The organism is Flintibacter sp. SJQ-8 (genome assembly GCF_054108085.1).
In genome coordinates, this window is the sequence record NZ_JBPJWR010000004.1 from 499,532 (window position 1) to 525,432 (window position 25,901).

The following is a 25,901-nucleotide window of genomic DNA, read 5'->3' on the forward strand; positions in this document are numbered from 1 at the left end:
TGTCCCCTCCTGCCCCGTTGTTTTTTAACAAAAGGGTTGACATTTTCAAAGAGCCGTGGTATTATTTATCTCGCGTTGAGCGTATCGCTTCAGCGTGAACCGAATATGGATGCGCGAGTGGTGGAATTGGTAGACTCGCTGGCTTCAGGTGCCAGTGCTCGCAAGGGCGTGCGGGTTCGACTCCCGCCTCGCGCACCAAAATCATAACCACCGGCCGTGCCGGTGGTTTGCACAAGCCCCCCTGGGGCATGTTCCGGGCGGAGCCTATAGGCTCGTCGAACGGTCTGCCAATCGCGCAGATTTCCCGGGCATGCCCCTAAAGGGGCTTTTTTACTTGCCTCCGTTTACCGGCTTACCCGTAAACGGGTCTACGTACTCTGTAATACTCATCTGGTCTGCCGCAATATCTTCCTGCAACTGATTTCGGATGTACTGCTCTACTGCTCGCCGATTTCGTCCAACCGTGCTCACATAATAGCCCCTGCACCAAAAATGCCGGTTCCCATATTTGTACTTTAGATTGGCGTATTTTTCATAGATCTTCAGGCTGCTTTTCCCTTTCAAATATCCCATGATCTGTGCTACACTGTACTTTGGCGGGATACTAATCAACATGTGGATATGGTCCTTACATGCTTCCGCCTCTATGATTTCCACTCCCTTGTATTCACACAGCTTCCGCAACATTTGGCCTATATCCTGCTTGATTTTCCCGTATATAATTTGTCTCCTATACTTGGGGGCAAATACAATATGGTATTTACATTCCCACTTCGTGTGTGCTAAACTCGATACATCAAGTTTCATCTGACTCGATTCCTCCTTTGGTTTTAGCTGGCGGTTGGCAGACCTCCACCATTATACCAAAGGAGGATATTTTTTATCTGTATAGCTAAAGCTTTTTGGAACCACCGGCAGTGCCGGTGGTTTTCTTTCTATAATAAAAAAGGTTCTACGTCAATAGTTGGGGTAGAGAAAAAGGAAATCGTCTCAAGCGGTGCCGGGAGTACTCTCGGCACTGCTTTTATGTGTGGCAAAACAGGATACGTCTTCTGAAATTATGGAAATTACGCATGCCGAAGCATACACGTTTCAGGACTTTCGTTTTGTTGTTGCAGCCTTCGATGAAGCCGTTTGACCAGGGTACATCCATAGAGTTCAAAATCTCGCGGAACCAGTTGCGATATGCTTTGATACAATCAGAAAATTCTGGTAGGCCCATTGTCTCAGCAGACCGCAGCCAATCGATCAGTTTCGGTTTTCCTGCCGCAGATGATTTGGCGCGTATCACGTCAAGAAACTCATTTTTTAGTCGATATGCGTCCGCAAGTCTGGGCGCGATCTCAAACATAAGAGCCAGCCGCTCCATTTCTTCGTTCGAGAGTTTTGCCATTGGTTTCATCAGAAGACATCTGGATCTCTTGAAGTATTTTCGGAATCTGGCGGAGGGTTTCTTCTGCTCCTTCTTTCTGACACGTTCCATCGCCCAATAGACCTGGCGGATCACATGATACCTGTCCGCGACAATGGCAGCGCCGGGAAAACAGGTTTTGGATACCGCTCGAAAATGAGGACTCATGTCACAGACAAAGTATTTTACACCGGTTTTGGATGGGAATTGTGAGAAATATTTGATAAGATCGTTCTCAAAGCGATTTGGTAAAATATCGACCACTTTGTGCTTTTCAGCATCCACGATAATGCTGTTGTACTTTTCTCCCCCGGAGTTGCCCTTGAATTCGTCGATGGAGAGCACTTCCGGCAATTGGGTCGGCTTAAAGGCGACGTATTTGAAATATCGCGCTGCGGTCGCCCCAGAGACGTTGTAGCGTGCGCCAATTTCTGAAGCGGGTACCAATTCATGAAACGCACCGATGATCGCAGCGACCAGCCGGCTGGTGACTCGGTGGTATCTTGGGAGAAAGAAATTTTTCTCAAAGAAGCGCTTGCCGCACATGCAGCGATAACGCCGCTTACGCAGGTGCAGCAGCGTTTTTCTGCCAAAGGGAACATCCTTGACCGTCTGCATTCGGTAGTCGTGTACACGGTCAGTGAGCGCGCCGCAGGCTGGGCACGGGTGCTTTGTTCTGGGTAATTCGAGGAAAATGTGTACCTCTCCAGAAATGTTTTCAACATTTGTAATAATCGCGTCTTCCAAGTTCAGCAGTTTTGCGGTATAATCTTTGTTGAGCATAGAGATCTTTCCTTTGTTGTGATTGGTGGTACTTTTATGATAAGGGATTTTTCCTCTATGCTCAACTTTTTTCATAATTAAGGGGTCAGGTTCTTCACCTGACCCCAACATTTATTATAGAACCATAAAAAAAGGCCGAGGCTTTCGCCGCGACCTTTGAGAAGGAATGTTGGGAGGGTGTGCCCTCAAAAAGTTAGAAAAGCAGCCGCTTTCTTATCGAAAACGGCTGCTTTTATGGTTGCGGGAGCAGGACTCGAACCTGCGACCTCCGGGTTATGAGCCCGACGAGCTACCAACTGCTCTACCCCGCGATATGGTGCCGGAGACCGGGGTCGAACCGGCACGGGATCGCTCCCACGGGATTTTAAGTCCCGGGCGTCTGCCAATTCCGCCACTCCGGCAAACTGTGTACTCCAGTCTCAACCTTTAAGGCTAGGATAGTTTAACACATATCTTTGCCTTTGTCAACAGGAATTTTTCAAATTGTGTTCGTCGGCTTTCCCCAGCGAAAAACACAGAAAATTTTTCCAAAATTTTCTGCCTCGGTGTACAAAAATCGGCACTTCTCTCCCTGTGCCCGCCATATACTGATATGTACCGGCTTTTGCCGGGCGACTACCAATGGAACAGAGACAGGAGGAACCGATTTATGAGACGTTTGAGCGAGACCATTTCCACCCCTATTTTGCAGCCGCCGCCCCAGCCCGCCCCCCGGGACGACCTGGACGATCTGATCTTCCGGGGCGAGGGCTGGTGGGTCAGTGACCGCTGAGGGGGCCGTCTTATCGGTAAGACGGCCCTTTCGTCCGCCCTTTGTGGTCGGCGGCCCAGGTTTTTCTTTACTTTTCCCGGCCCTTCATATATAATAGTTTGGCTTAAATCAACACGTTCCCCGGACTTCCGGGAGTTTTACAAGAGAGAGTGAGGACCCTTATGCTCCAATTCGACGAGTATAAAGTCAAGCTGAACAACCTGGCCCCCGCCCTGGAGGAGCTGGGCCAGGCCCTGGACCTGGAGAGCGCCGAGCGCGAGCTGGATATGCTCCAGGCCGAGTCCGCCGCCGACGGCTTTTGGGATAACCTGGCCAAGGCCCAAAAGGTCCAGCAGCGCATCAAGAACCTGCAGGACAAGGTGGACGGCCAGAAGAAGCGCCAGAGCCAGTGGGACGACATGATGGCCATGTGCGAGATGGGCAACGAGTTCGAGGACGAGTCCCTCCTGCCCGAGCTGGAGGAAAGCTTCCAGACCCTGGAGCACGAGATGGAGGAGGCCCGGCTCCAGACCCTGCTCACCGGGGAGTACGACTCCTCCAACGTCATCCTGACCATCCACCCCGGTGCCGGCGGCACCGAGGCCCAGGACTGGGCCCAGATGCTCTATCGCATGTACACCCGCTGGACCGAACGCCACGGCTTTACCTATCAGATCATGGACTATCAGGAGGGCGACGAGGCGGGCATCAAGTCGGCCACCATTATGATCGAGGGCGAGAACGCCTATGGCTATCTCCGTGGGGAGCACGGCGTCCACCGTCTGGTGCGGGTGTCCCCCTTCGACGCCAACGCCCGGCGGCAGACCTCCTTCGCCTCGGTAGAGGTCATGCCCGACCTGCCTGAGGACGTGGAGATCGAGATCCGGCCCGAGGACATCGAGATGCAGGTCTATCGCGCCAGCGGCGCAGGCGGCCAGCACGTGAACAAGACCTCCTCCGCCGTCCGTCTGATCCACAAGCCCACCGGCGTGGTGGTGGCCTCTCAGCAGGAGCGCAGCCAGTTCCAGAACAAGGACAACTGTATGAAGATGCTGCGGGCCAAGCTGGTGGAGCTGCAAATGCAGGAGAAGGCGGAGAAGATCTCCGACCTGAAGGGCGTGCAGCTGAAGATCGAGTGGGGCAGCCAGATCCGCTCCTATGTCTTCATGCCCTATCAGCTGGTGAAGGACAACCGCACTGCCTATGAGACCAGCAACATCAACGCCGTGATGGACGGCGACCTGGACGGCTTCATCAACGCCTACCTCACCTGCGAGGCCACAGGCACCTGGGCCACCAAGTAAACAAAACCAAAAAAGCATTTGAGATCCGCCGCAGAGCTTTGACCGTTCTGGGGCGGATCTTTTATGCCGCTTTTCTATCTTGGGCTGACACTCCAGGGCGCAAAGTGTAAAAAAATTGTGAACTCCCTTGCATTTTTGCCGGGAACGCGCTATCATATCGTTAGCACTCATATAAACAGAGTGCTAGGTTTGTTTTCAAAACAGCTTTGTTTGATATAGGAGGCATTTACCATGGCAAAGAAGCAATTCAAGGCCGAGTCCAAGCGGCTACTGGACCTGATGATCAACTCGATCTATACCCACAAGGAGATCTTCCTGCGGGAGCTCATCTCCAACGCCAGCGACGCGGAGGACAAGCTGGCCTATAAGTCCCTCACCGACGACTCCATGGGGATCAGCCGGGCGGACCTGAAGATCACCATCGTCCCCGACAAGGAAAAGCGCACCCTCACCGTGTCTGACAACGGCATCGGCATGAGCCGGGAGGATCTGGAGGCCAACCTGGGCACCATCGCCCACAGCGGCTCCGGCCAGTTCAAGGCCGACCTGTCCGCCGACGACAAGGCCGCCGAGGACATCGACGTCATCGGCCAGTTCGGCGTGGGCTTCTACTCCGCCTTTATGGTGGCCGACGCCGTCACCGTCATCACCAAGGCCTGGGGCAGCGACGAGGCCTGGATGTGGCAGTCCGACGGGGCCGACGGCTACACCATCACCGCCTGCGAGAAGGAGCAGCCCGGCACCGACATCATCATGCACCTGAAGGCCAACGCCGACGAGGAGAACTATGACCAGTATCTGGAGACCGCTAAGCTCCAGCAGCTCATCAAGAAATACTCCGACTATATCCGCTACCCCATCACCATGGAGGTGGAGGACTACCGCCAGAAGCCCAAGCCCGCCGACGCCGGGGACGACTATAAGCCCGAGTGGGAGACGGTGAAGGAGTGGAAGACCATCAACTCCCAAATTCCTCTGTGGCAGCGGCAGAAGTCCAAGGTCACCCCTGAGGAATATAACGCCTTCTACAAGGAGAAGTTCAACGACTGGCAGGACCCCCTGGCCGTCATCCACACCAGCGCCGAGGGCGCCGTGACCTATAAGGCCATGCTGTATATCCCCGCCCAGACCCCCTATGACTTCTACACCCGGGAGTATCAGAAGGGCCTGCAGCTCTATTCCTCCGGCGTGATGATCATGGACAAGTGCGCCGATCTGCTGCCCGACTGCTTCCGCTTTGTGAAGGGCGTTGTCGATTCCCCCGACTTCTCCCTGAACATCAGCCGTGAAATCTTGCAGCATGACCGCCAGCTGAAGGTCATCGCCACCGCCCTGGAAAAGAAGATCAAGTCTGAGCTGCTGAAGATGCAGAAGGACGACAAAGAGAAGTATGAGAAGTTCTGGCACGCCTTCGGCACCCAGCTGAAGTATGGCGTGGTGGCCGACTTCGGGGCCAAGAAGGACCTGCTCCAGGACCTGCTGCTGTTCTGGTCCTCCAAGGAGAACACTTACACCACCCTGGCCGCCTATAAGGACCGGATGCCTGAAGACCAGAAGTTCGTCTATTACGCCTGCGGCGAGGCCCCGGAGAAGATCGCCAAGCTGCCCCAGGTGGAGCGCATCCTGGACAAGGGCTATGAGATCCTGTACTGCACCGAGGACGTGGATGACTTTGTGATGAAGGCCATGGCCGAGCTGGACGGCAAGCAGTTCAAGTCTGTGGCCGACGAGGACGCCCTGCCCCAGACCGAGGAGGAGAAGAAGGCCGCCGAGGAGAAGGCCGAGGCCGGAAAGCCCGTGCTGGAGGCCGTGAAGGAGGCTCTGGGCGACAAGGTGAAGGAGGTCCGCATCTCCGCCATCCTCAAGTCCGGCGCCTGCTGCCTCACCGCCGACGGCCCCGTCTCCCTGGAGATGGAGAAGTATATGAACAAGGTGGAGGGCGGCCAGCACATGAAGGCCGACCGGGTGCTGGAGCTCAACGCCGACGCCGCCCCCTTCGCCGCCCTGAAGAAGGCCCTGGACGCCGGGGATAAGGACACTGTGAGCAAGTATTCCACCCTGCTCTATGACCAGGCCCTGCTGCTGGCCGGTCTGCCCCTGGAGGACCCCGCCGGCTTCGCCCAGATGGTCTCGTCGCTGATGGTGTAATGGAACGCGAGATCAAATAGCCTTCCCCCACAAAAAACTGACCCCCGCCTGTCCGAATCGCGCCGGACGGGCGGGGGTCTTGCTGTTTCTGTGCGGATTTACACGCCCTCCCGGGCCTTCAGCTGTTCCAGCTGGGCGCGCCATAGGGTGTTGCAGGCGTCGCTGGGCATTCTCCAGTCCCCACGGGGGGAGAGGGTGACGGAGCCCACCTTGGGGCCGTCGGGCAGGCAGGAGCGCTTGAACTGCTGGGCGAAGAAGCGGCGGTAGAAGTTGTCCAGCCAGCGCAGCAGGGTGGCGTTGTCATAGGTATCCCCCAGGGCGTATTGGGCCAAGCGATAGATCTTCCCGGGGGTAAAGCCCCAGCGCACGGCGTAGTACAGGAAGAAGTCGTGGAGCTCGTAGGGCCCCACCAGCTCCTCGGTGCGCTGGGCGATCTCCCCGTCCTTGGGGGGCAGCAGCTCGGGGGAGACGGGGGTGTCCAGAATGTCCCGCAGGACGGCGGACAGCTTGGGGTCCCGGCTCTCGGCCTCGTCGGCCACATAGGCCACCAGGTGGCGCACCAGGGTCTTGGGGATGCCGGCGTTCACGGCGTACATGGACATGTGGTCCCCGTTATAGGTGGCCCAGCCCAGGGCCAGCTCGCTCAGGTCGCCGGTGCCAATGACCATGCCGCCGGTGCGGTTGGCAAGGTCCATCAAAACCTGGGTCCGCTCCCGGGCCTGGCCGTTTTCAAAGGTGACGGACAGGTCATCCATGGACTGGCCGATGTCCCGGAAGTGGATCTTCACCGCGTCGCCGATGTCCACGGTGTCGAACGTCGTGCCGATGCGCTCGGCCAGGACCTGGGCGTTGGACTTGGTCCGGCTGGTGGTGCCGAAGCAGGGCATGGTCACGGCCAGGATATCCGTCATGGGCCGGTCCAGCATGGCCATGGCCCGGGCGGTGATGAGCAGGGCCAGGGTGGAGTCCAGTCCGCCGGACAGGCCCACCACCGCCGTCTTGGCGTTGGTGTGGGCCAGGCGCTTTTTCAGGCCCAGGGCGGCCAGGGTGAGAATTTCCTGACACCGGGCGGCCCGGTCCCCGTGGTCGGCGGGGACGAAGGGATTTTTGGCCACGGGCCGGGTGAGCGTTGTCTCCTCCACATTCAGTCGGAAATACTGGGGGAACACGTCGGGGGCATCTGCCGGGAAGGTGGACATGCGCTGGCGCTCATGGCAGAGCTTCTCCAGGTCGAGCTCGGTGACGGTGAGCCCCGTCTCAAACCGGCGCTGGGCCAAAATCGTCCCGTTCTCTGCGATGAGACTGTGCCCGGCGTAGATGAGGTCGGTGGAGGACTCCCCCCAGCCCGCGTCGGCATAGATATAACCGCATACTAAACGCCCGGAGGTGGCGGAGAGGAGGGTGCGGCGATAGTCGTCCTTGCACACCGTCTCGTCGCTGGCGGAGGGGTTCAGAATCAAAGTCGCGCCCCCCTGGGCCAGGCGGGTGGAGGGGGTGTCCGCCACCCACAGGTCCTCGCAGATCTCCACGCCGATGCACAGCTGGGGCAGGTCCGCGCAGCGGAAGAGCAGCCCGGGGGAGAACTCCACGTTCTCCTGCCCGGCGAAGGGGACGCAGAAGTCGCTGCCCATCAGTGCCCGGCCGGAGGTGAACCAGCGCCCCTCATAGAACTCGGTGTAGTTGGGCAGGTTCAGCTTGGGCACCAGGCCCAGCAACTCCCCCCGGCACAGGACGGCGGCGCAGTTGAACAGCTTGCCGTGGTAGCGCATGGGCACGCCCACCGCCGCCACCAGGTCCAGGTCCTTGGTTTCGCTGAGAATATGGGCCAGGGCGTCCTCCGCCCCCCGCAGCAGGCTCTCCTGCAAAAACAGGTCGCCGCAGGTATAGCCCGTCAGGCACAGCTCGGGCAGGCACAGGACCTTTACCCCCTGCTCCGCCGCCTGGCGCATCAGCGTCAGGCACTGCTGTGCGTTATGGGTGCAGTCGGCCACCCGGATCTCCGGGGTACCGGCGGCCACCTTGATAAATCCGTCCCGCATGGTCGTTCTCTCTCCTTTGCTGTATGCGGACGCTTACACGTCCAGCTTCTCAGCCACGTCGGCCAGGTAGTTGGTTTCCAGACTCTCCATCTTCCCCGCGTCGAAGGCGGCGGCCACGGTGGGGTCCATGGGCAGGCGGGCCAGAATGGGCACCTCCAGCTGCTGGGCCACCTCGTCCAGGTGACTCTCGCCGAAGATGGCGTGGCGCTTGCCGCAGTCGGGGCACTGGAAATAGCTGTAGTTCTCCACCAGGCCCAGCACGGGCACGCTCATCATCTTGGCCATGTTCACGGCCTTGGCCACGATCATAGACACCAGGTCCTGGGGGGAGGTGACCACCACCGCCCCGTCCACAGGCAGGGACTGGAACACGGTGAGGGGCACGTCGCCGGTGCCCGGGGGCATGTCCACGAACATATAGTCCACGTCGCCCCACACCACGTCCTGCCAGAACTGGGTGACCACCCCGGCGATCACCGGGCCCCGCCAGATGACGGGGGCGGTCTCCTCGGCGGAGAGCAGGTTCAGGGACATGAGCTTGATGCCGCTGGGGGTGACGGCGGGGTCGATGCCCTCGTCGGTGCCGGTGGCCCGCTGGTGGATGCCGAAGGCGGTGGGGATGGAGGGGCCGGTGATGTCCGCATCCAGCACGGCCACCTTTTTGCCCCGGCGGGCCATGGCCACGGCCAGAGAGGCGGTGACGGTGCTCTTGCCCACGCCGCCCTTGCCGCTGACCACGGCGATGACGTGCTTGATGCTGGACTTGGCGTTGGCCGGGACTCTCAGGTCCCGGGAGGAACAGTCGCTTTTGCAGGTGGAACAATCATGGGTACATTCAGACATAGTTAGGCATCTCCTTGAATTTGGAATTTTAACGGTCGTTGCGGGAAGGGCGAAGCCCGACGCAGCAATCCGTTCTTACGTCCATCAGCCTCCCTTGTCAAAGGGAGGTGGCACGGCGCAGCCGTGACGGAAGGATTCCGACCACAGGAAAGCTGTCCTGAAAACGGAATCCCTCAGTCAGCTTCGCTGACAGCCCCCTTTAACAAGGGGGCCAAGGGACGGGGGTTACGGATTCCCACGTCGCTTACGCTCCTCGGAATGACAAGTATGATAGCATGTTATCAACGGGTCAAAGTATTCTCGGTGGGCACCTCGTCCTGGGTCTGCTTGGCGGAGAAGTAATAGGACAGGATATCGGCGGCCATGGCACCCAGTTCCGAGCCGCTGCCGCCGTGCTCCACCACGATGGCCATGGCGATCTCCGGCTTGTCATAGGGGGCAAAGCAGACGAACACGGCGTTGGACTCGGTCTGGGCGCTGATCTGGGCCGAGCCTGTCTTTGCGCCCACCTTTACGCCGAGGTTCTGGAAATAGCGGCTCACCGAGCCGTCGGAGGTCAGGGCCAGCATACCGGCCTTCACCGCCTCCAGATTTTTGGGCTGGATGTCGATGGTGCTGAGCACCTTGGGCTCATAACTGTACTCTACGTTGGTAAAGTCGCTGGCTTTCACCTCTTTCAGCAGGTGGGTGGAGTAGCGGGTGCCCCCGTTGACCAGGGTGGCGATATAGTCGGCCAGCTGGATGGGGGTGAAGGCGCTGTTCTCCTGGCCGATGGCCACGGATAGGGTGTTGCCGTCGTACCACTTCTGGCCCAGGGATTCGGTATACTCCCGGCTGGCCATGACGCCGGAGCGCTCGGTCAGCTCGATGCCTGTCTTCTCTCCCAGGCCGAAGCGGGTGGCGTAGTCCACCAGCCGGTCGATGCCCAGGCGGCGGCCCACGTCGAAGAAGAAGTAGTTGCAGGAGACCTTGATGGCCTCGCTCACATTCACCAGACCGTGGGTGGTGCCGTGCTGGCGGTAGATCCAACATTTGGGGGGCGTGCCGGGGTAATAGGTGTAGGCGCCCTTGTCGAGGATCTTGGTGGAGGGGGTGATGATGCCCTCCTCCAGTCCGGCGATGGCCGTGACCATCTTGAAGGTAGAGCCGGGGGGATAGGTGCCCAGAAGGGCCCGGTTAAACAGGGGGCGCAAAGGGTCAGAACCATTTTTGGCGATGTCCTGGCCGTAAGCGGCCAGGCTGAAGGTGGGGTAGGAGGCGGAGGCCAGCACATCCCCGTTGTTCACGTCCAAGATCACGCAGGCCGCGCCCTGGACCTCTTTACTGGCCAGCTTGGGGATGGAATTGGCCAGCACGTTCTCTACCGTCCCCTGCAGGTCCAGGTCGATGGTGAGGACCACGTTGTTTCCCGGTTTGGGGTCGGTGAGCCAGGTCTCGGACACCACCTTTCCGCTGGTGTTCCGCTCCAGGGCCCGCACGCCGGAGGAGCCCCGGAGATAGTTCTCAAAGGCCCGCTCCGCCCCCTCCTTGCCCACGGTGTCGTTCATCTGATAGTCCGGCTCCCCGTCCCCGTCGATGTCCGCCGTCTTATAGTAGGACGTCCACTCGTCCGGGTCGATGGCGGCCACCCGGCCCAGGAGGTGGGCGGCGTAGGTGGTGTGATACTGGCGGGTGGTGGTGGCCTCGATGGACACGCCGGGGATGGACAGCTCCTTCACCCGGGAGATGAAGTCGATGTTCACATCGGCGGCAAAGCGATAGGCCGTCTGGTTCACGCCCTTGGTGCGCAGCAGCTGCTCATACAGCACCCCAGCCGCGTCCCGCACATGGTCCTGCCCCAGGCCGCCCAGGTCCAGCTGGGACAGAGCGGTGGTCTGGTTGGCGCTCTGGCCTTCCTCCGGCTGCTCGGCCAGGTCGAAGTACAGGCACAGGCGGCCCAGCAGCTGCTCCGCCGTGGGCAGAGAGGTGTCCTCCTCTTTTTCCTGGGGGGCGGACTGATCGGATGCGCTGTTCCCGCCGGAGAAGATCGACTTGAGCTTGTCAAAAAAGCCCGGTTCTTTTTGGACGGTCTCCTCGTCAGAGACGGGCTCCGGGTCTTTCGTCGGGTCCTGAATCCACTTCATCTTCACGCACAGTTTGCCCAGGCGGGTGAGCGTGCGGGACTGGGTGCCGTCCTCATTGTCGGTGAGAGCGTAATAGGGGTTGTCGGTGGTGAAGATGAAGGGGGCCTCATGGGTGATGGGCAGGGTGTCCTCCCACTGAGTGCCCGTGGCCCGGGCCACCTGGAGCAGGGAGAGAATGGAATCATTGCGCTCCTGGGCCTTGCCCATAAGGGAGGTGTTCAGCTTCACCTGATACACCGCCTTGTCCGACACCAGCACCCGGCCGTTCCGGTCCAGGATCTGGCCCCGCCCGGCCTCCACCGTTTCGGTCTCGGCAATTTTATATTGGGATTGACGGCGATAGGCCTCGCCGTTGTTGATCTGAAGGTCATACAGCACCGAGCCCAGCCCGGTGAGCAACAGGGCCATGAGCACCACCACGGCCAGCACCCGCCGCTGAAATTGTTTGGTATCTATGAGGGGGCCTCCTTTCTGAGGCGATAAGAAGAGAAAAGTTGCGGTTTTAATTGACTAAAAGCCTTCCCCTGGGGGAAGGTGCCCCCGACGGGGGCGGATGAGGGGAACGCCGAAGGATTTGAAGCTGTTGCGTGGGAATCCTCCAGTCATCGCCTGGCGGCGATGCCAGCCCCCTTTCACAAGGGGGCCTAATGGTGCGGTATATCAGCCCTCCTTGTTAAAGGGGGGAGGGCCGCGAAGCGGCGGGGGGATTCTGCCGGAGGCGCTCAATGGTCGCCAGCCTTCCCCTCATCCGTCACGGGCTTTGCCCGCGCCACCTTCCCCCGAGGGGAAGGCTTTTGGACGGGGGAACGGATTGCCGCGTTGCTTCGCTCCTCGCAATGACAACAAAAATTACGCCAGCTTATCCCCGCCCACTTTCCGATACACCGCCCGGAACAGCAGATAAATAAACGGCATCCACGCCAGGGACAGCAGGCACTCGGGGACGGCCACCTCCAGCAGGGCGGGCAGGTCGCCCCGGTCAGAGATCAGGGCCCCGGCGATGCGCAGGCCGTCCAGCACGGCCAGCAGCCCCGCCCCGCACAGCATACAGCCGGGGAGAGACTGGGACAGCACATACTGGGAGATGCCGCCGATGGCCGCCCCGGCCAGGGTCATGCCCACCACCGTGCCGCCCCAGCCCAGGGGATAGGACAGGGTCCACACCAGGCCCACCGCCAGGCCGAAGCCGCCCCCGGCCCCGGAGCCCTCCAGCACGGCCACCGCCGTCAGCGCCAGGGGCAGCAGCATGGGCGTGACCCCGAACAGGGGGAACCGGGGCAGGATGCAGCTGTCCAGCAGCCACACGGGCAGCAGGGCCAGGGCATACACCGCCCACTTATGGATCAGGTCTTGTCTTGTCATAATCTACTCCACGGGATCATTCCACAATGTCAAAGTCCTTGATGACGAACACTTCCACCAGGCTGTCCAGCTTCACGTCGGGCAGCACCACGGCGTAGCGGGTCATGCCGGAGGGGTCGGTGAACACGCCCTCCACCTGGCCCACCACCAGCCCGGAGGGGTACACGTCCCCCTTGCCGGAGGTGACCACCTCGTCCCCGGAGACCAGCTGGGCGTCCTCGGGCAGATAGCTCAGCTTCAGGCGGCCCTGGCTCATCAGGTCGAAGCTGCCCTCTAAGATCCCGGCGGAATAGGTGCGGGTGACGATGCCGCCCATCTCGATGTCGGTGTTCAGCACGGTGGAGACGGTGGACCAGTTCAGGCCCACCTGAGAGACCACGCCCACTAAAACCCCCGTCTCGGTGATGACGCAGTTGCCCACCGCCACTCCGGCGGCGGAGCCTTTGGACAGGGTGAGGGTAGACTCCCAATTAGAGGTGGAGCGGGTAGTCACCTGGGCGGACTCGAAAGTGAAGTCCCGGCGCTTGGCCTGGAGCTGGAGCAGCTGGCGCAGCTGTTCGTTCTCACGGCTGGCCTCCTCCCCCTGGCGGACCTGCTCCTCCAGCTGGCTCACTTTTACTTGCAGGTCGCTGAGCTGGTCGTGAAGCTCCTGATAGTGGAACACATAGGTATAGACGCCCTCCGCCCAGTCCATCACAGCGGACACGCCCCCCCGGATGGGGGAGGCCACTGTGTTCACCACGTTGGACAACGGGTCGGTGTTCCCACCCAGCAGGGCCGAACCTACACCGATGAGGACAGACAGCAGCAGGGCGATGAGCACCAGCAGCAGTCCGTTTTGCCGGAAAAAGTTTTTCACTTTATCGCTCCTTTTCGGCGCACTTCTGGGCGCACTGGGCCAGGGCGTCCTCCCCCACCTGAGCCAGCATCCGGCCCAGGCGGCAGATGGGCAGCCCCACCACGTTGAAATAGTCCCCCCGGATGCCCTCCACCAGCAGGGCACCGCAGCCCTGAATGCCATAGCTGCCCGCCTTGTCCATAGGCTCTCCGGTCTGGATATACAGGTCGATCTCCCGCTCCGTCAGGGGGCGGAAGCGGACCTGGGTGGCCTCGTGCTCCACCAGCAGGGTCTCCCCCCGCTTTACGGCCACGCCGGTGTAGACTGTGTGCTCCCTGCCGGACAGGGCGGAGAGCATCTGTGCCGCGTGGACCTTATCGTGGGGCTTGCCCAAGACTTTGCCGTCGATGGCCACCACCGTGTCGGCGGCCACCACCACGTCGTCCGCCTCGGCCTCGGCGGAGACCTCCAGGGCCTTCTGCCGGGCCAGCTCCTCCACCAGCTGGGCGGGGGTCAGCTCCGGGTGGGGCAGCTCCTCCCCCTTGGCGGGCCGGACGGTGAAGGAAAATCCCATCTGCCCCAGCAGCTCCCGCCGCCGGGGGGACTGGGACGCCAGTATCATTGCCATGCTGTCACCTCGTTCGTCTCACGCGCCGGTGGAGCCGAAGCCGCCGGCACCCCGGGCGGTCTCGTCCAGCTCGTCCACCAACTCCACCTGGGCCTGGATCACCGGGGCGATCATCAGCTGGGCGATGCGGTCGGCGGGCTGGATGACATAGTCCTCCTTGCCGGAGTTCTGCAGCCCCACCATGATCTCCCCCCGATAGTCGCTGTCGATGACGCCTACGCAGTTGGCGGGGGCCACGCCGTGCTTCACCCCCAGGCCGCTGCGGGCATACACCAGGGCCACATAGTCGGCACTGGGCAGGGCGATGGCGATGCCCGTGGGGATCATCCGCCGCTCCCCGGCGGGGATGGTCACCGCTTCGTCCATGCAGGCGTGCAGGTCCATGGCCGCCGCCCCGGCACTGGCATAGAAGGGCGCGGGTATCTCCTGCCCGATCTTGGGAGAAAGGGCCTTGATCTTCAGTTTCATGTCGTTGTCCTCGCTTTGATTTTGTAAAATTGCCTCCCCCCTCCCAGGGGGACGGTGCCCCGAAGGGGCGGATGAGGGTGAGTATCGGTGGTGCGCCGGTCATCGCGGGCGGACACAGAGGTCCGCCCCTACGGCGTTGAACGGAAATTTACCCGGTTCTCACTCCACATCCCGGTAATACAGGCCCCGGGTGTAGTCCCCGGGCTGCCAGCCCCGCTGGCCCTGATAGCGGCGGAGGATGCGCACGCAGTCCTCCGGGCTCTCGGTGGTGAACATCAGCCGGGCGCCCCACAGCCCCAGACGGGCATAGTCGGCGGCCTTGTCCGCCAGGAACAGGGTCTTGGCGTTCAGAATTTCGTTCCGGCAGCCCCAGGCCTTGACCACGGGGAAGCGGGCCCCCTTCCGGTCCACCAGGCGCAGGCCGTCGCCGCACACGTGCTGACCGGCGTGGTTATAGACGATGCAGTTTTCCGTGATCATCAGGGGCAGGCGGCCATAGGCGATCAGCTCCATGGGCACCGCCTTGGACAGGTCCCGGATCTGGGCCAGCTTCAGCTCGAAGGAGGCGGTACACCCGGCAAAGCCCAGGCGCTTCAGCTCCTTCAGGCTCTGGCTGTTGTACACCCCCAGGCCATAGTCGCCCCAGACAGTAAAGCCCTGCTCCATGGCCTGCTCTGCCACGCCCAAAGTCCCGGCCATGGCGATGCTCACGCCCTGCTCTTTCAGGGCGGCCAGCTGACCGGCCAGCTTGTCCCGCTCCCGGTCCCAGCACACCCGGGGCAGCAGTACGGCGGGCTCCACGCCGGCCTTTTGGCAGCGCTCTGCCAGCTCCGGGTGGGCCGCCCCCACGTCGGCGGGGAGATAGATCCGGGCGGGCCCGGCTTGCAGCAGCTGGTCCGTCACCTGGTCCGCGTCACTGACGGACAGGGTGAGACAGGGGGGCTGCTTGGGGTTTTCATACCGCACTCCGGTGTGGAAGGGCAGGGTCCGCCGCTCCGACGGGGCCACCCGCTGCTGGCTGAGGGCGGCCAGGGCCTGGCGGCGCAGGTCGTTCAGGGCGGACAGGGGGAGGGACAGGCCCTCCTCCACCCGGGCGGCGGTCATCTCGCAGGAGAAGGGGGTGCCGCCGGTGCGGGAGAGCTGGCCCTCCACCTTCTCCCGGGTGAGGGGCACGTTCCGGGCCGGCTCGGGCACCGGGCCCTCCACCCGGGCCACGTGGCCCTCCTGGTCCTCCACCGCCACTTGGGCGGGCTGGTCCGGGCGGATCATGGCGTACATACGCACAGGCTCCTTCCGGTTCTCCCCATTTTCATAGGTGGCGCGGGCCTGGACGTACAGCTCCCGGGGCTCTTTCCCCTCCTGGCGCACGCCGAACATATCCGGGCCCTTCTGGTCCAGGTAATAGCCCTGGGTAAAGCCCTGGCGGGAGAAGGCCTGCTCCAGCTGCTCCAGCTCCTCCGGCGTGGGCTCCCGGTTTTCCCGCAGGGCCCGGGAGTAGATGCCGGTGACGATGGCCACATACTCGGGCCGCTTCATCCGGCCCTCCAGCTTCAGGCAGGCCACGCCCATGTCCTGCAATTCCTTCAGGTATCCCGCCAGAGAGGCGTCCTTCAGGGACAGGGGATAGCTGTCCGCCCGGTTGCCCCAGCCATATTTCAGGCGGCAGGGCTGGGCGCACAGGCCCCGGTTGCCGCTGCGCCCCCCGATGACGGAGGAGAAGAAGCACTGGCCGGAGTAGCACATGCACAGGGCCCCGTGGCCGAATACCTCGATCTCGATGGGGGAGCGCTGGCAGATGTATTCGATCTGGTCCCGGGACAGCTCCCGGGACAGGACCACCCGGCTGGCCCCCAGGTCGGCGCACCGCTTCACCCCGTCTAAGGAGTGGATGGTCAGCTGGGTGGAGGCGTGGATGGGCAGGTCGGGGACCGTCTGGCGCAGCATACGCATCACGCCCAGGTCCTGGACGATCACCGCGTCCACGCCGATGGCGCTGGCGTGGGCGGCAACTTCCGCGGCCCCGGCCAGCTCCCGGTCGGTGAGCAGGGTGTTCAGGGTCAGGTGGACCTTGCACCCCCGCAGGTGGCAATAAGAAACCGCCGCCGCAGCCTCCTCAGCCGAGAAGTTTTTCGCGTTGCGGCGGGCGTTGAAATCTCCATATCCAAAATAGACCGCGTCCGCTCCGTTTTGAACGGCGGCGGTGATCGACTCCATGGAGCCGGCAGGGGCTAATAGCTCCAGCATGTTTTTTGTTCCTCCCCGGGGCCGTTTTGGGCATACCAGTCCCTTTCCGGCCATGCCCGGCCCGTGTTTTCCCGGCTTACTTCCGGTTTTGCAGCTTGAAGATCTCCCGCTTGGCCTCAGACAGCTCCATCTTCAGCTGGTTGACCTCCTCCAGATTGTCCTTGATCTGGCGGCGCAGATTCTCCGCCGCGTCCTGCTCCCGGAAGTATTGGTCGGCGATGTTCATGGCCGCCAGCACGGCGGCGTCCGCCTGAGAGATGCGGCTGTTGGCGATCTCCCGCAGCTGCTGGTCCACGTGGGCGGCGCACTTGCGCACATAGTTCTCGTCCTCCACGGCCACCATGGTATAATCCCGGTCAGCGATGGTCACGACCACTTTATTTTTCATCAGGTTTCCCTCCCTGTCAGATATCCTCGTTTCGCGGGGGCAAATTTGCCCAACTTTACCCCATATTATAGCACAGGCAGACGGGTTTGAAAAATAAAATATCCATGAATTTTTCCGCCTGTTTTTCCGGCGGCGGCCCGCCCCAAAACAGGCCAATAATAATGCTTGTGTTTTTCCAGAAAATCGAATAAAATATAAGCTGTATATCTGTGATGTTTCCCATCCTCAGCGAAAGGAAGGTATCGACCTATGAAACTGCAAAACGATCTGGGCGAGATCCGCATCAGCAGCGAGGTGTTCACCGCCGTCACCGGCAGCGCCGCCACCAACTGCTATGGCGTGAAGGGCATGGCGGTCCGCTCCACCACCGACGGGCTGGTCCATCTTCTCAAGCGGGAATCCATGGCCAAGGGCGTGAAGGTCTATTATAACGACGACGGCACCGTGGCCATCGAGCTGCACATCATCGTGGAAAACGGCGTGAATCTGACGGCTGTGTGCCACTCCATCATGAGCCAGGTCCGCTATGTGGTCAGCAGCACCACCGGGGTGGATGTGTCCACGGTGGACGTATACGTGGACTCCATGCGGTTTTGATCATCCGTAGAAAGGAACAATGCCAACTATGATTCAGACGATAGACGCGGCGGCATTTCAGCGAATGGTCATCCACGCTTATGCCGCCATCAACGCCCAGAAGCAGGCCATCAACGACCTGAATGTGTTCCCCGTGCCCGACGGGGACACGGGCACCAACATGACCCTGACCATCGGGGCCGCCGCCCAGGACATGAAGAAAAAGCAGCACGAGGGGGTGGGCCAGGCGGCCAACGCCGCCGCCTCCGCCCTGCTGCGGGGCGCCCGGGGCAACTCCGGCGTCATCCTGTCCCTGCTGTTCCGCGGCTTTGCCAAGGCGGTGCGGGACAAGACCACCATGGACGGGGCCGACCTGGCCATGGCCCTGGACTTTGGCGTGGCCGCCGCCTATAAGGCGGTGATGAAGCCCGCCGAGGGCACCATCCTCACCGTCTCCCGCATGGCCGCCGCCCGGGCCGCCGGAGCCGCCCGGGAGAACGCCGGGCTGGAGGCCGTCCTCCAGGCCGCCATCGAAGAGGGCTCCACCGCCCTGGACCACACCATCGACCAGAACCCCGTGCTGAAAAAGGCGGGCGTTGTCGATGCCGGCGGCAAGGGTTTTCTCGTTATCCTCCAGGGTATGCTGGACGAGCTCCAGGGCAAGCCCATGCCGAAGACGGACGAGGACGAGACGTCCGCTCCTGCGGACAAGGCCGACTTTGAGATGATGGCCGCCGAGGAGATCACCTTTGCCTTTGACACGGTGTATATCGTGCGGAAGAAGACCGCCGACGTGGACCTGGAGCCCCTGCGCCGCTATCTCAACAGCATCGGCGACAGCCTGGTCATCGGTGAGGACGACGAGGCCTTTAAGGTCCACGTCCACACCAACATCCCCGGCGAGGCTCTCACCGAGTCTCAGAAATACGGCACCCTGGAGCTGGCCAAGATCGAGAACATGCGCACCCAGGCCGACGACCTGGCCGCGGGCAAGCACGTGCAGAGCACCGACGACCTGGCCGCCATCGAGGAGGAACTGGAGAAGGGCGAGTCCGCCCAGCAGCCGGCCAAGGCCGCGCCGGAGAAGAAGTTCGGCTATGTGGCCGTGTGCGCCGGTCAGGGTCTGGAGGACGTGTTCCGGGACCTGGGCGTGGACGGCCTGGTGGGGGGCGGCCAGACCATGAACCCCTCCACCGAGGACATCCTGAAGGCGGTGGACGCCACCCCGGCGGAGATCGTCTATATCCTGCCCAACAACAAGAACATCATCATGGCCGCCCAGCAGTGCGTCCCCCTGTGCGAGGACAAGAAGGTGGTCATCCTGCCCACCAAGACGGTGCCTCAGGGGGTGGCCGCCATGCTGGTGGCCGACCCGGACGCGGAGGAGGAGGTCAACACCGCCGCCATGACCGAGGCCTTCCAAAAGGTGCGCACCAGCGAGATCACCTATGCCGCCCGGGACTCTGACTTCGACGGCTTTGCCATCCACCAGGGGGACTATCTGGCCCTGGAGGAGCACCAGCTCTTCGGCACCGACCAGGACCTGGACGCCCTGCTGGACCGCCTGGCCCGGTCTGACGCCCACCAGAGCGCGGAGTTCATCTCCATCTTCTATGGCGAGGACGTCACCGAGGAACAGGCCCAAAAGGCCGAGGCCATCTTCACCGCCGCCTGCCCCAACGCGGAGGTCAGCCTCCTGTCCGGCGGCCAGCCCGTGTATTACTACATGATCTCGGCGGAGTAAGGCGCGGGGACAAACCAAAATAACAAAAAGACGAGCAGCCGTTCTGAAAATGAGCGGGCTGCCCGTCTTTTCTCTGCCCCCTCGTTGCCATGGGGCGGGGTTTGGCGTATAATAACGGGGAAATTCCCCGAAACAGGAGGCCCCTATTTTGACGCAGACGCAACTGGAACAACTGCCCATCCCCCTGCTGCTGTGGTATCGGGACAACGCTCGAGTGCTGCCCTGGCGCAGCGACCCCACCCCCTATGGGGTGTGGGTGTCAGAGATCATGCTGCAGCAGACCCGGGTGGCGGCGGTGCTGGACTACTACCGCCGCTTTCTCGATGCCGCCCCCGACCCGGCGGCCCTGGCCGCCCTGCCAGAGGACCAGCTGATGAAGCTGTGGCAGGGGCTGGGCTACTATAGCCGGGCCAGAAACCTGCAAAAGGCCGCCCGGCAGATCATGGACGACTTCGGCGGGGTCTTCCCCAGCACCTATGAGGACATCCATTCCCTGGCCGGGGTGGGGGACTACACCGCTGGGGCCATTGCCTCCATCGCCTTCGGCCTGCCCGTGCCCGCGGTGGATGGAAACGTGCTGCGGGTCACCGCCCGCATCACCGGGGACGAGGGGGACATCACCTCCCCCGCCATGAAGAAAAAGATCACGGCGGCCCTGGCGGAGATCATCCCTGTGGACGCCCCGGGGGCGTTCAACCAGGCCATGATGGAGCTGGGGGCCACCGTCTGTCTGCCCAACGGGGTGCCCCAGTGCCAGCGCTGCCCCGCCGCCTTTCTGTGCCGGGCCCATCGGGAGGGGACCACCGGCCGCATCCCGGTGAAGGCCCCCAAAAAGCCCCGCCGGATAGAGGACCGGAGGGTCTATCTCCTGTTTCATGAAAACGCCGTGGCTCTCCGCCGCCGCAGCCCGAAGGGCCTGCTGGCCGGGCTGTGGGAGTATCCCAACGAGCTTTCAGACAGCCCCGACCCCCTGAAGGAATGGGGCCTGGAGCCGGAGAGTCTAACTTTGGCCGCCGTGGGCAAGCACATCTTCACCCACATCGAGTGGCGCCTCACCGCCCTGGCGGGAGAGCTGCCCGGAGACCGGCTGCCCCCGGGGTGGGTGTGGGCCGATTTGAGCCAGCTGCGGGAAATTTATGCCCTGCCCAACGCCTTTCAGTTTGCCGCCCCGGCGGTGGAGCGGCGGCTGGCAAAGACAGGGCCGGAAGGAGGGACCGCCCCATGATCTGCCGCCTGTGCCCCAGAAACTGCGCTGCGCTGCGCACCGAGACCCAGGGGGCGGGCCTGTGCCGGATGCCGGAGGGGCCGGTGGTGGCCCGGGCCGCCCTGCACATGTGGGAGGAGCCGCCCATCTCGGGCAGCCGGGGCTCTGGGACCATCTTCTTCTCCGGCTGCTCCCTGGGCTGCGTCTTCTGCCAGAACGAGAAGATCAGCCACCGGGACTTTGGCCGCCCCATCACGCTGGAGCGCTTGGCGGACATCTGCCACGAGCTGATCGCCCAGGGGGCCCACAACTTGAATTTCGTCAACCCCACCCACTATGCCCATGTAGTTTCCAAGCTGCTGACGGAGCACCCCATGCCCGTGCCCACGGTGTGGAACTCCGGGGGCTATGACCGGGTGGAGACGCTGAGAGGGCTGGAGGGGAAAATTCAGATCTACCTCCCCGACCTGAAATATTTAGACGCTGAAACTGCCGCCAAATACTCCGCCGCCGCCGACTATCCCCAGGTGGCCCAGGCGGCCATTGAGGAGATGGTCCGCCAGACGGGACCCTGTCAATATGACGAAAAGGGCCTGCTGGTCCGGGGAACGGTGATCCGCCACCTGATCTTACCCGGCCAGGTGAACGGGGCCAAGGCGGTGATGGACTATGTGGCCGGGCGGTTCCCGCCCCACGCGGTGCTCTTCTCCCTCATGAGCCAATACACCCCCTGGGGGGACCTGACGAATACGCCGGAACTGGACCGCCGCCTGCGCCGGGGAGAGATGAACGCCGCCGCAGACTATATGCGCAATCTTGGCCTGGACGGCTTCTGCCAGGAGCGCACCTCCGCCAAGGAGGAGTACACCCCGCCCTTTGATCTGACGGGGGTATAAACGTGAAGGAGGGCATACCCATGACCGACCATGAACAATTAGACCTGTTTTTTGACCGCCGCCGCGCTTCTATGGTGGAGGACATCCGCGCCCTGGTCCGCGTGAACAGCGTGAAGGGGGAAGCCTGTCCCGGCGCGCCCTTCGGCTCCGGCCCCACCGCCGCTTTGGACGCCGCCCTGGCCCTGGCCCGCCGGGAGGGCTTTGCCGCCCGGAACGTGGACGGCTATGTGGGGGTGGTGGACTTGAACGACGCCCCCACGGAGCTTGGCATCCTGGCCCACCTGGACGTGATGCCCCAGGGCACGGGCTGGACCTATCCCCCCTTCGACGTGACGGAGCACGAGGGGAAGCTCTATGGCCGGGGCACGGCGGACGACAAGGGCCCCGCCGTGGCCGCCCTGTACGCCATGATGGCGGTGAAGGCCATCCGGCCCGAGCTTCATAAAAACGTCCGCCTGATCCTGGGCACCGACGAGGAGAGCGGCAGTGCGGACATCGCCTATTACTTCGCCCGTGAGGCCCCGCCGCCCCACGTGTTCTCCCCCGACGGGGACTTTCCCGTCATCAACATCGAGAAGGGCCGCTTCGCCCCGGTGTTCCGGGGGCGCTGGCCCCGGCAGAAGGAGGGGGCGCGGGTGCTGTCCGTGGTAGGCGGACAGCGGCACAACGCCGTGCCCCAGCAGGCCCGGGCGACAATTGCCGGGCTGTCCCCCGCCAAGCTGGCCCCGGTGATCCGCCAGACGGAGCGGGACACGGGGGTGGAGTTCCAGCTGGGGCGCACCCCGGCGGGCCTGACCCTCTACGCTCTGGGGACGGGGGCCCACGGGGCCCAGCCGGAGAAGGGCAACAACGCCCTCACTGCCCTGCTGTCTGTCCTGGCCGCGCTGCCCCTGGCCGACAGCCCCTCCGCCCAAATGATTCGTGGTCTGGCCGCCCTGTTCCCCCACGGGGACACCCAGGGGAAGGCCCTGGGCCTGGCCTGCGCGGACGAGACCTCCGGCCCCCTCACCCTGAATTTCAGCGTGCTGGACTTAAATCAGACGGGCTTCTCCGCCCAGTTTGACTGCCGCTTCCCCCTGTGCGCGAAAGAGGAGGAGCTGCTCTCCCGCCTGTCTGATGCGATTTCTCCCCTGGGGGCGGAGGTGGCCGACCCCGGCCTGGTGCCGCCCCACTGCGTGCCCGAGGATGACCCCTTCGTCCAGACCCTGCTGGGGGTCTATCACGACTACACCGGTCTGCCCGCCCGGTGCCTGGCCATCGGCGGGGGCACCTATGTCCACGACATCCCCGGCGGCGTGGCCTTCGGCTGCGCCATGCCCGGCGTGGACAACCGCATGCACGAGCCGGACGAGTTCGCTATTCTGGATGATCTGGTGCTCAGCGCCAAGATGTTTGCCCAGGTCATTTTGGATGTGTGCGGGTGAACCTGGTTTAGCCTTCCCCATCCCAGGGGGCAGATGAGGGCAGGCCTCGTGGGTGCGGTGGTCATCGACGGGCGGACACGGAGGTCCGCCCCTACACCGACTTACGATGGCTCTTGTAGGGGCCGACCTCCGCGTCGGCCCGCTCGACAACCGATGCACCCACGTTACTCCCCCTCATCCGTCATGGGCTGCGCCCATGCCACCTTCTCCCCTGCGGGGCGAAGGCTGAACCTCATCCCTCCTAACTCCTAACTCATCACTCAAAGGAAGTGTTACCATGACTTATCAGGAAGTATTGAACAACGCCCGGACTTGCAGCGGGCCTTATTGCAAGGTGTGCCCGGTGTGCAACGGCAGGGCCTGCAAGAACGTTATGCCCGGACCTGGCTCCAAGGGGACGGGGACGGTGGCCGCCCGGAACTATGACGCCTGGCAGGACGTGCTGCTGAACATGGACACCATCTGCGAGAACGTGCCCGTGGACACCCGGTTCACCCTGTTCGGCCAGACCTATGACCTGCCTGTGTTCGCCGGGCCGGTGGGGGCGGTAAAGCTCCACTACGGGGACAAGTTCACCGACCAGGAATATAACAGCATCCTGGTCCCCGCCTGCGTGGAGGCGGGCATCGCCGCCTTCACCGGTGACGGGGTGGACCCGGGGGTGTTCGCCGCCGCCTCCAAGGCCATCGGGGAGAACGGGGGCCGGGGCATCCCCACGGTGAAGCCCTGGGACCGGGACACCCTGTTTGCCAAGCTGGACGCCGCCAAGGCCTCCGGCGCGAAAGTCTTCGCCATGGACATCGACGCCGCCGGCCTGCCCTTTTTGAAGGGCCTTACGCCCCCCGCCGGGTCTAAGACGGTGGCCGAGCTGCGGGAGATCATCGAATACGCCGGGGTGCCCTTTATCATCAAGGGCGTTATGACCCCCACCGGGGCCAGAAAGGCCCTGGAGGCCGGGGCGGCGGGCATCGTGGTGTCCAACCACGGGGGCCGGGTGCAAGACGGCGTGCCCGCCACGGCCCAGGTGCTGCCCTCCATCGTCCACGCGGTAAAGGGCAAGATGACCATTCTGGTAGACGGGGGCATCCGCTCCGGCCTGGACGTGCTGCGGGCATTGGCCCTGGGGGCGGACGCCTGCATTCTGGCCCGGCCCTATGTCACCGCCGTGTACGGCGGCGGGGCGGAGGGCGTGCGCCTGCTCACCGAAAAGCTGAAGGCCGAGCTGTCCGACGCCATGGCCATGTGCGGGGTGCACAGCCTGTCTCAGATCACCCACGCCCTGGTCTTTTAAGGCGGATCATTCCGGTCTTCGTCCAAATCCTTAAATTTTCATAAAATTCCGCCCGCCCTCTTGCCGGGGCGGGCGGAAACCGTTATACTTGGGAAAGCAGTCCGTATTTATGGAAACCAACGGGGAGGGGAACGACCTGGAAGAGAGATATATCAGCGTCCGCAGGGGCGGCAAGCGCCAGGCCCCTCCGGCCAAGAAGCCCCAGGGCCGCTCCCGCCGGGGTTATGAAGATGACGAGTTTTACGACGATCCATATTACGACGACTATGACCGGGGCGGCTATTATGATGATCGCGGCGATGACTACGACGATGACCCGCCGCCCCGGAAAAAATCGGGGCGCGGCTCCGGCCATCGTTCCGGTCCCCCCAAGCGCCCGGGCAAACGCCCCCGCTCCCCCCTGGGGCGGCTGTGCAGCTGGCTCTATCGCCTGGTGGTGGTGCTGTCGGCCATGATCGTGGTGGGCTATGGGGTGGCCAGGTTCGCCATCCGTCCCCCGGAGGTACCGTCTGCCCCCGACCAGAGCACAACGGCGCCGGATGGCAGCACAGACGTCTCTGCCGATATCTCCACCCCCACAGACCCCAACGCCCTGGTCCGCCGGGATGGGGTATACAACATCCTGCTGGCGGGCACAGACCGAGACGGCTTCCGCACGGACACCATGATGGTGTTCAGCTATGACGTGCCCAACCAAAAAGTCGGTGTGGTCTCCGTCCCCCGGGATACTATCGTGGATCGGGGCTCCGGGAAGAACCCCAAGCTGGTCTATGGCTCCGGCGGGGTGGAGCAGCGGATGAAAGAAATCTCTGAGATCCTGGGCGTCCCCGTGGACCACTACATCAAAGTAAATTTAAAGGGCTTTATCGCCCTGGTGGACTATATGGGCGGAGTGGACTTTTATGTTCCCTGCGACATGAACTATGACGACCCCTATCAGAACCTGTCCATCCACTTTAAAGAGGGCATGAAGCACTTAAACGGCCAGCAGACCATGGAGGTGGCCCGTTTCCGCAAGAACAACGACGGCTCTGGCTATACCGACGTGGGCCGCACCCAGACCCAGCAGGCCCTGCTGGTGGCTCTGGCCAAGAAGGCCCTGGCCTGGAACAGTCTGACCAAGCTCAACGGCTTTGTGGACATTTTTGACCAGTATGTGGACACCGACCTGTCGGTGACGGAGATGCTCTATTTCGCCTCTCAGGCCATCCACGTGGACCCCTCCTCCAGCGTGGAGACCTGCACCCTTCAGGGCAACGGAGAGGCCCACTACCGGGGCTATTCCTACTGCTATGCTCTGGACCCCACCACCACTCTGGAGGCAGTGAACCGCCTGATCAACCCCTATACCCGCGACCTGACGCTGGAGGACATGAACCTGCTCCAGGGCAGCTGAACATCCACCCGCCCCACGGCTTTCCACATGCCGCGGGGCG

The 25,901-nt window shown here is 62.5% G+C and carries 21 protein-coding genes and 3 tRNA genes; 11 read left to right on the plus strand and 13 right to left on the minus strand.

Annotated features, from left to right (window positions below; genetic code table 11):
* Positions 1–111: 111 nt before the first annotated feature.
* Positions 112–198, plus strand: a tRNA-Leu gene (locus ACSAMP_RS03400).
* Between the two features lie 132 nt (positions 199–330).
* On the opposite strand, the gene tnpA is transcribed toward ACSAMP_RS03400, so the two are convergent.
* From tnpA to ACSAMP_RS03420, 4 genes are all read right to left on the minus strand, one after another.
* On the minus strand, positions 331–807 hold the full coding sequence (tnpA, locus tag ACSAMP_RS03405; protein WP_457799514.1) for an IS200/IS605 family transposase: 477 nt from the start codon (positions 805–807) through the stop codon (positions 331–333).
* Positions 808–1,024: 217 nt separating this feature from the next.
* Positions 1,025–2,194, minus strand: coding sequence for an ISL3 family transposase (locus ACSAMP_RS03410; RefSeq protein ID WP_457799313.1), 1,170 nt, complete (start codon positions 2,192–2,194; stop codon positions 1,025–1,027).
* Between the two features lie 235 nt (positions 2,195–2,429).
* Positions 2,430–2,505: transfer RNA gene (locus tag ACSAMP_RS03415), tRNA-Met, on the minus strand.
* Between the two features lie 3 nt (positions 2,506–2,508).
* Positions 2,509–2,595 (minus strand) — tRNA-Leu (locus ACSAMP_RS03420).
* Between the two features lie 248 nt (positions 2,596–2,843).
* Here ACSAMP_RS03420 and ACSAMP_RS03425 point away from each other — a divergent pair.
* From ACSAMP_RS03425 to htpG, 3 genes are all read left to right on the plus strand, one after another.
* Positions 2,844–2,966, plus strand: coding sequence for a hypothetical protein (locus ACSAMP_RS03425; protein WP_457799515.1), 123 nt, complete (start codon positions 2,844–2,846; stop codon positions 2,964–2,966).
* Positions 2,967–3,127: 161 nt separating this feature from the next.
* Complete coding sequence (gene prfB / locus ACSAMP_RS03430; protein WP_441796995.1) at positions 3,128–4,249, plus strand: peptide chain release factor 2; 1,122 nt, start codon at positions 3,128–3,130, stop codon at positions 4,247–4,249.
* 231 nt (positions 4,250–4,480) lie between these two features.
* Positions 4,481–6,397 (plus strand): molecular chaperone HtpG, encoded by a 1,917-nt coding sequence (gene htpG, locus ACSAMP_RS03435; protein WP_457799516.1) that lies wholly within the window; start codon positions 4,481–4,483, stop codon positions 6,395–6,397.
* 98 nt (positions 6,398–6,495) lie between these two features.
* Here the strand turns inward: htpG and ACSAMP_RS03440 are convergent, their stop codons facing one another.
* The 9 genes from ACSAMP_RS03440 to ACSAMP_RS03480 all read right to left on the minus strand — a co-directional run bounded on the left by ACSAMP_RS03440 (position 6,496) and on the right by ACSAMP_RS03480 (position 17,330).
* Positions 6,496–8,436, minus strand: coding sequence for an NAD(+) synthase (locus tag ACSAMP_RS03440; protein ID WP_457799517.1), 1,941 nt, complete (start codon positions 8,434–8,436; stop codon positions 6,496–6,498).
* 33 nt (positions 8,437–8,469) lie between these two features.
* Complete coding sequence (locus tag ACSAMP_RS03445; protein WP_457799518.1) at positions 8,470–9,279, minus strand: P-loop NTPase; 810 nt, start codon at positions 9,277–9,279, stop codon at positions 8,470–8,472.
* Between the two features lie 281 nt (positions 9,280–9,560).
* Positions 9,561–11,822 (minus strand): penicillin-binding transpeptidase domain-containing protein, encoded by a 2,262-nt coding sequence (locus ACSAMP_RS03450; RefSeq protein ID WP_457799519.1) that lies wholly within the window; start codon positions 11,820–11,822, stop codon positions 9,561–9,563.
* A 429-nt stretch (positions 11,823–12,251) separates the two neighbouring features.
* Positions 12,252–12,764, minus strand: a complete 513-nt coding sequence (locus ACSAMP_RS03455; RefSeq protein WP_457799520.1) for a rod shape-determining protein MreD — start codon at positions 12,762–12,764, stop codon at positions 12,252–12,254.
* A 16-nt stretch (positions 12,765–12,780) separates the two neighbouring features.
* Positions 12,781–13,623: a rod shape-determining protein MreC gene (mreC, locus tag ACSAMP_RS03460; RefSeq protein ID WP_441796989.1), complete on the minus strand. Its 843-nt coding sequence runs from the start codon at positions 13,621–13,623 to the stop codon at positions 12,781–12,783.
* A gap of 1 nt (position 13,624) precedes the next feature.
* Positions 13,625–14,230 carry a Maf family protein gene (locus ACSAMP_RS03465; protein WP_457799521.1) on the minus strand — a complete coding sequence of 202 codons (606 nt, stop codon included), beginning with the start codon at positions 14,228–14,230 and terminating at the stop codon, positions 13,625–13,627.
* 18 nt (positions 14,231–14,248) lie between these two features.
* A complete protein-coding gene (dut, locus tag ACSAMP_RS03470) occupies positions 14,249–14,698 on the minus strand; it encodes a dUTP diphosphatase (protein WP_441796987.1) in 450 nt (149 codons plus the stop codon).
* Positions 14,699–14,857: 159 nt separating this feature from the next.
* The gene (locus ACSAMP_RS03475; RefSeq protein WP_457799522.1) at positions 14,858–16,942 is read right to left on the minus strand and encodes a U32 family peptidase; all 2,085 of its coding nucleotides are present in this window, start codon (positions 16,940–16,942) and stop codon (positions 14,858–14,860) included.
* A gap of 76 nt (positions 16,943–17,018) precedes the next feature.
* Entirely contained in the window at positions 17,019–17,330 is a 312-nt protein-coding gene (locus ACSAMP_RS03480; protein WP_441796985.1) for a cell division protein ZapA, read from the minus strand.
* Positions 17,331–17,579: 249 nt separating this feature from the next.
* On the opposite strand from ACSAMP_RS03480, the gene ACSAMP_RS03485 reads away from it, so the two are divergent.
* The 7 genes from ACSAMP_RS03485 to ACSAMP_RS03515 all read left to right on the plus strand — a co-directional run bounded on the left by ACSAMP_RS03485 (position 17,580) and on the right by ACSAMP_RS03515 (position 25,861).
* On the plus strand, positions 17,580–17,927 hold the full coding sequence (locus ACSAMP_RS03485; protein WP_441796984.1) for an Asp23/Gls24 family envelope stress response protein: 348 nt from the start codon (positions 17,580–17,582) through the stop codon (positions 17,925–17,927).
* 28 nt (positions 17,928–17,955) lie between these two features.
* Positions 17,956–19,650 carry a DAK2 domain-containing protein gene (locus tag ACSAMP_RS03490; protein WP_457799523.1) on the plus strand — a complete coding sequence of 565 codons (1,695 nt, stop codon included), beginning with the start codon at positions 17,956–17,958 and terminating at the stop codon, positions 19,648–19,650.
* 145 nt (positions 19,651–19,795) lie between these two features.
* On the plus strand, positions 19,796–20,875 hold the full coding sequence (gene mutY / locus ACSAMP_RS03495) for an A/G-specific adenine glycosylase (protein ID WP_457799603.1): 1,080 nt from the start codon (positions 19,796–19,798) through the stop codon (positions 20,873–20,875).
* Entirely contained in the window at positions 20,872–21,750 is an 879-nt protein-coding gene (locus ACSAMP_RS03500) for a radical SAM protein (RefSeq protein WP_441796982.1), read from the plus strand. The genes mutY and ACSAMP_RS03500 overlap by 4 nt, the downstream gene beginning before the upstream one ends.
* Positions 21,751–21,770: 20 nt before the next feature.
* Positions 21,771–23,174, plus strand: coding sequence for a Sapep family Mn(2+)-dependent dipeptidase (locus ACSAMP_RS03505; protein WP_441796981.1), 1,404 nt, complete (start codon positions 21,771–21,773; stop codon positions 23,172–23,174).
* Between the two features lie 277 nt (positions 23,175–23,451).
* Positions 23,452–24,465, plus strand: coding sequence for an alpha-hydroxy-acid oxidizing protein (locus ACSAMP_RS03510; RefSeq protein WP_441796980.1), 1,014 nt, complete (start codon positions 23,452–23,454; stop codon positions 24,463–24,465).
* 109 nt (positions 24,466–24,574) lie between these two features.
* Positions 24,575–25,861: an LCP family protein gene (locus ACSAMP_RS03515; protein WP_441796979.1), complete on the plus strand. Its 1,287-nt coding sequence runs from the start codon at positions 24,575–24,577 to the stop codon at positions 25,859–25,861.
* The last annotated feature ends 40 nt before the right edge of the window (positions 25,862–25,901 follow it).

What these genes read in the sequence shown, in the direction of transcription:
- tnpA (WP_457799514.1), bottom strand. Translation starts at nt 807, where the DNA reads ATGAAACTTGATGTATCGAGTTTAGCACACACGAAGTGGGAATGTAAA.
- ACSAMP_RS03410 (WP_457799313.1), bottom strand. Translation starts at nt 2,194, where the DNA reads ATGCTCAACAAAGATTATACCGCAAAACTGCTGAACTTGGAAGACGCG.
- ACSAMP_RS03425 (WP_457799515.1), top strand. Translation starts at nt 2,844, where the DNA reads ATGAGACGTTTGAGCGAGACCATTTCCACCCCTATTTTGCAGCCGCCG.
- prfB (WP_441796995.1), top strand. Translation starts at nt 3,128, where the DNA reads ATGCTCCAATTCGACGAGTATAAAGTCAAGCTGAACAACCTGGCCCCC.
- htpG (WP_457799516.1), top strand. Translation starts at nt 4,481, where the DNA reads ATGGCAAAGAAGCAATTCAAGGCCGAGTCCAAGCGGCTACTGGACCTG.
- ACSAMP_RS03440 (WP_457799517.1), bottom strand. Translation starts at nt 8,436, where the DNA reads ATGCGGGACGGATTTATCAAGGTGGCCGCCGGTACCCCGGAGATCCGG.
- ACSAMP_RS03445 (WP_457799518.1), bottom strand. Translation starts at nt 9,279, where the DNA reads ATGTCTGAATGTACCCATGATTGTTCCACCTGCAAAAGCGACTGTTCC.
- ACSAMP_RS03455 (WP_457799520.1), bottom strand. Translation starts at nt 12,764, where the DNA reads ATGACAAGACAAGACCTGATCCATAAGTGGGCGGTGTATGCCCTGGCC.
- ACSAMP_RS03465 (WP_457799521.1), bottom strand. Translation starts at nt 14,230, where the DNA reads ATGGCAATGATACTGGCGTCCCAGTCCCCCCGGCGGCGGGAGCTGCTG.
- dut (WP_441796987.1), bottom strand. Translation starts at nt 14,698, where the DNA reads ATGAAACTGAAGATCAAGGCCCTTTCTCCCAAGATCGGGCAGGAGATA.
- ACSAMP_RS03475 (WP_457799522.1), bottom strand. Translation starts at nt 16,942, where the DNA reads ATGCTGGAGCTATTAGCCCCTGCCGGCTCCATGGAGTCGATCACCGCC.
- ACSAMP_RS03480 (WP_441796985.1), bottom strand. Translation starts at nt 17,330, where the DNA reads ATGAAAAATAAAGTGGTCGTGACCATCGCTGACCGGGATTATACCATG.
- ACSAMP_RS03485 (WP_441796984.1), top strand. Translation starts at nt 17,580, where the DNA reads ATGAAACTGCAAAACGATCTGGGCGAGATCCGCATCAGCAGCGAGGTG.
- ACSAMP_RS03490 (WP_457799523.1), top strand. Translation starts at nt 17,956, where the DNA reads ATGATTCAGACGATAGACGCGGCGGCATTTCAGCGAATGGTCATCCAC.
- ACSAMP_RS03500 (WP_441796982.1), top strand. Translation starts at nt 20,872, where the DNA reads ATGATCTGCCGCCTGTGCCCCAGAAACTGCGCTGCGCTGCGCACCGAG.
- ACSAMP_RS03505 (WP_441796981.1), top strand. Translation starts at nt 21,771, where the DNA reads ATGACCGACCATGAACAATTAGACCTGTTTTTTGACCGCCGCCGCGCT.
- ACSAMP_RS03510 (WP_441796980.1), top strand. Translation starts at nt 23,452, where the DNA reads ATGACTTATCAGGAAGTATTGAACAACGCCCGGACTTGCAGCGGGCCT.
- ACSAMP_RS03515 (WP_441796979.1), top strand. Translation starts at nt 24,575, where the DNA reads ATGGAAACCAACGGGGAGGGGAACGACCTGGAAGAGAGATATATCAGC.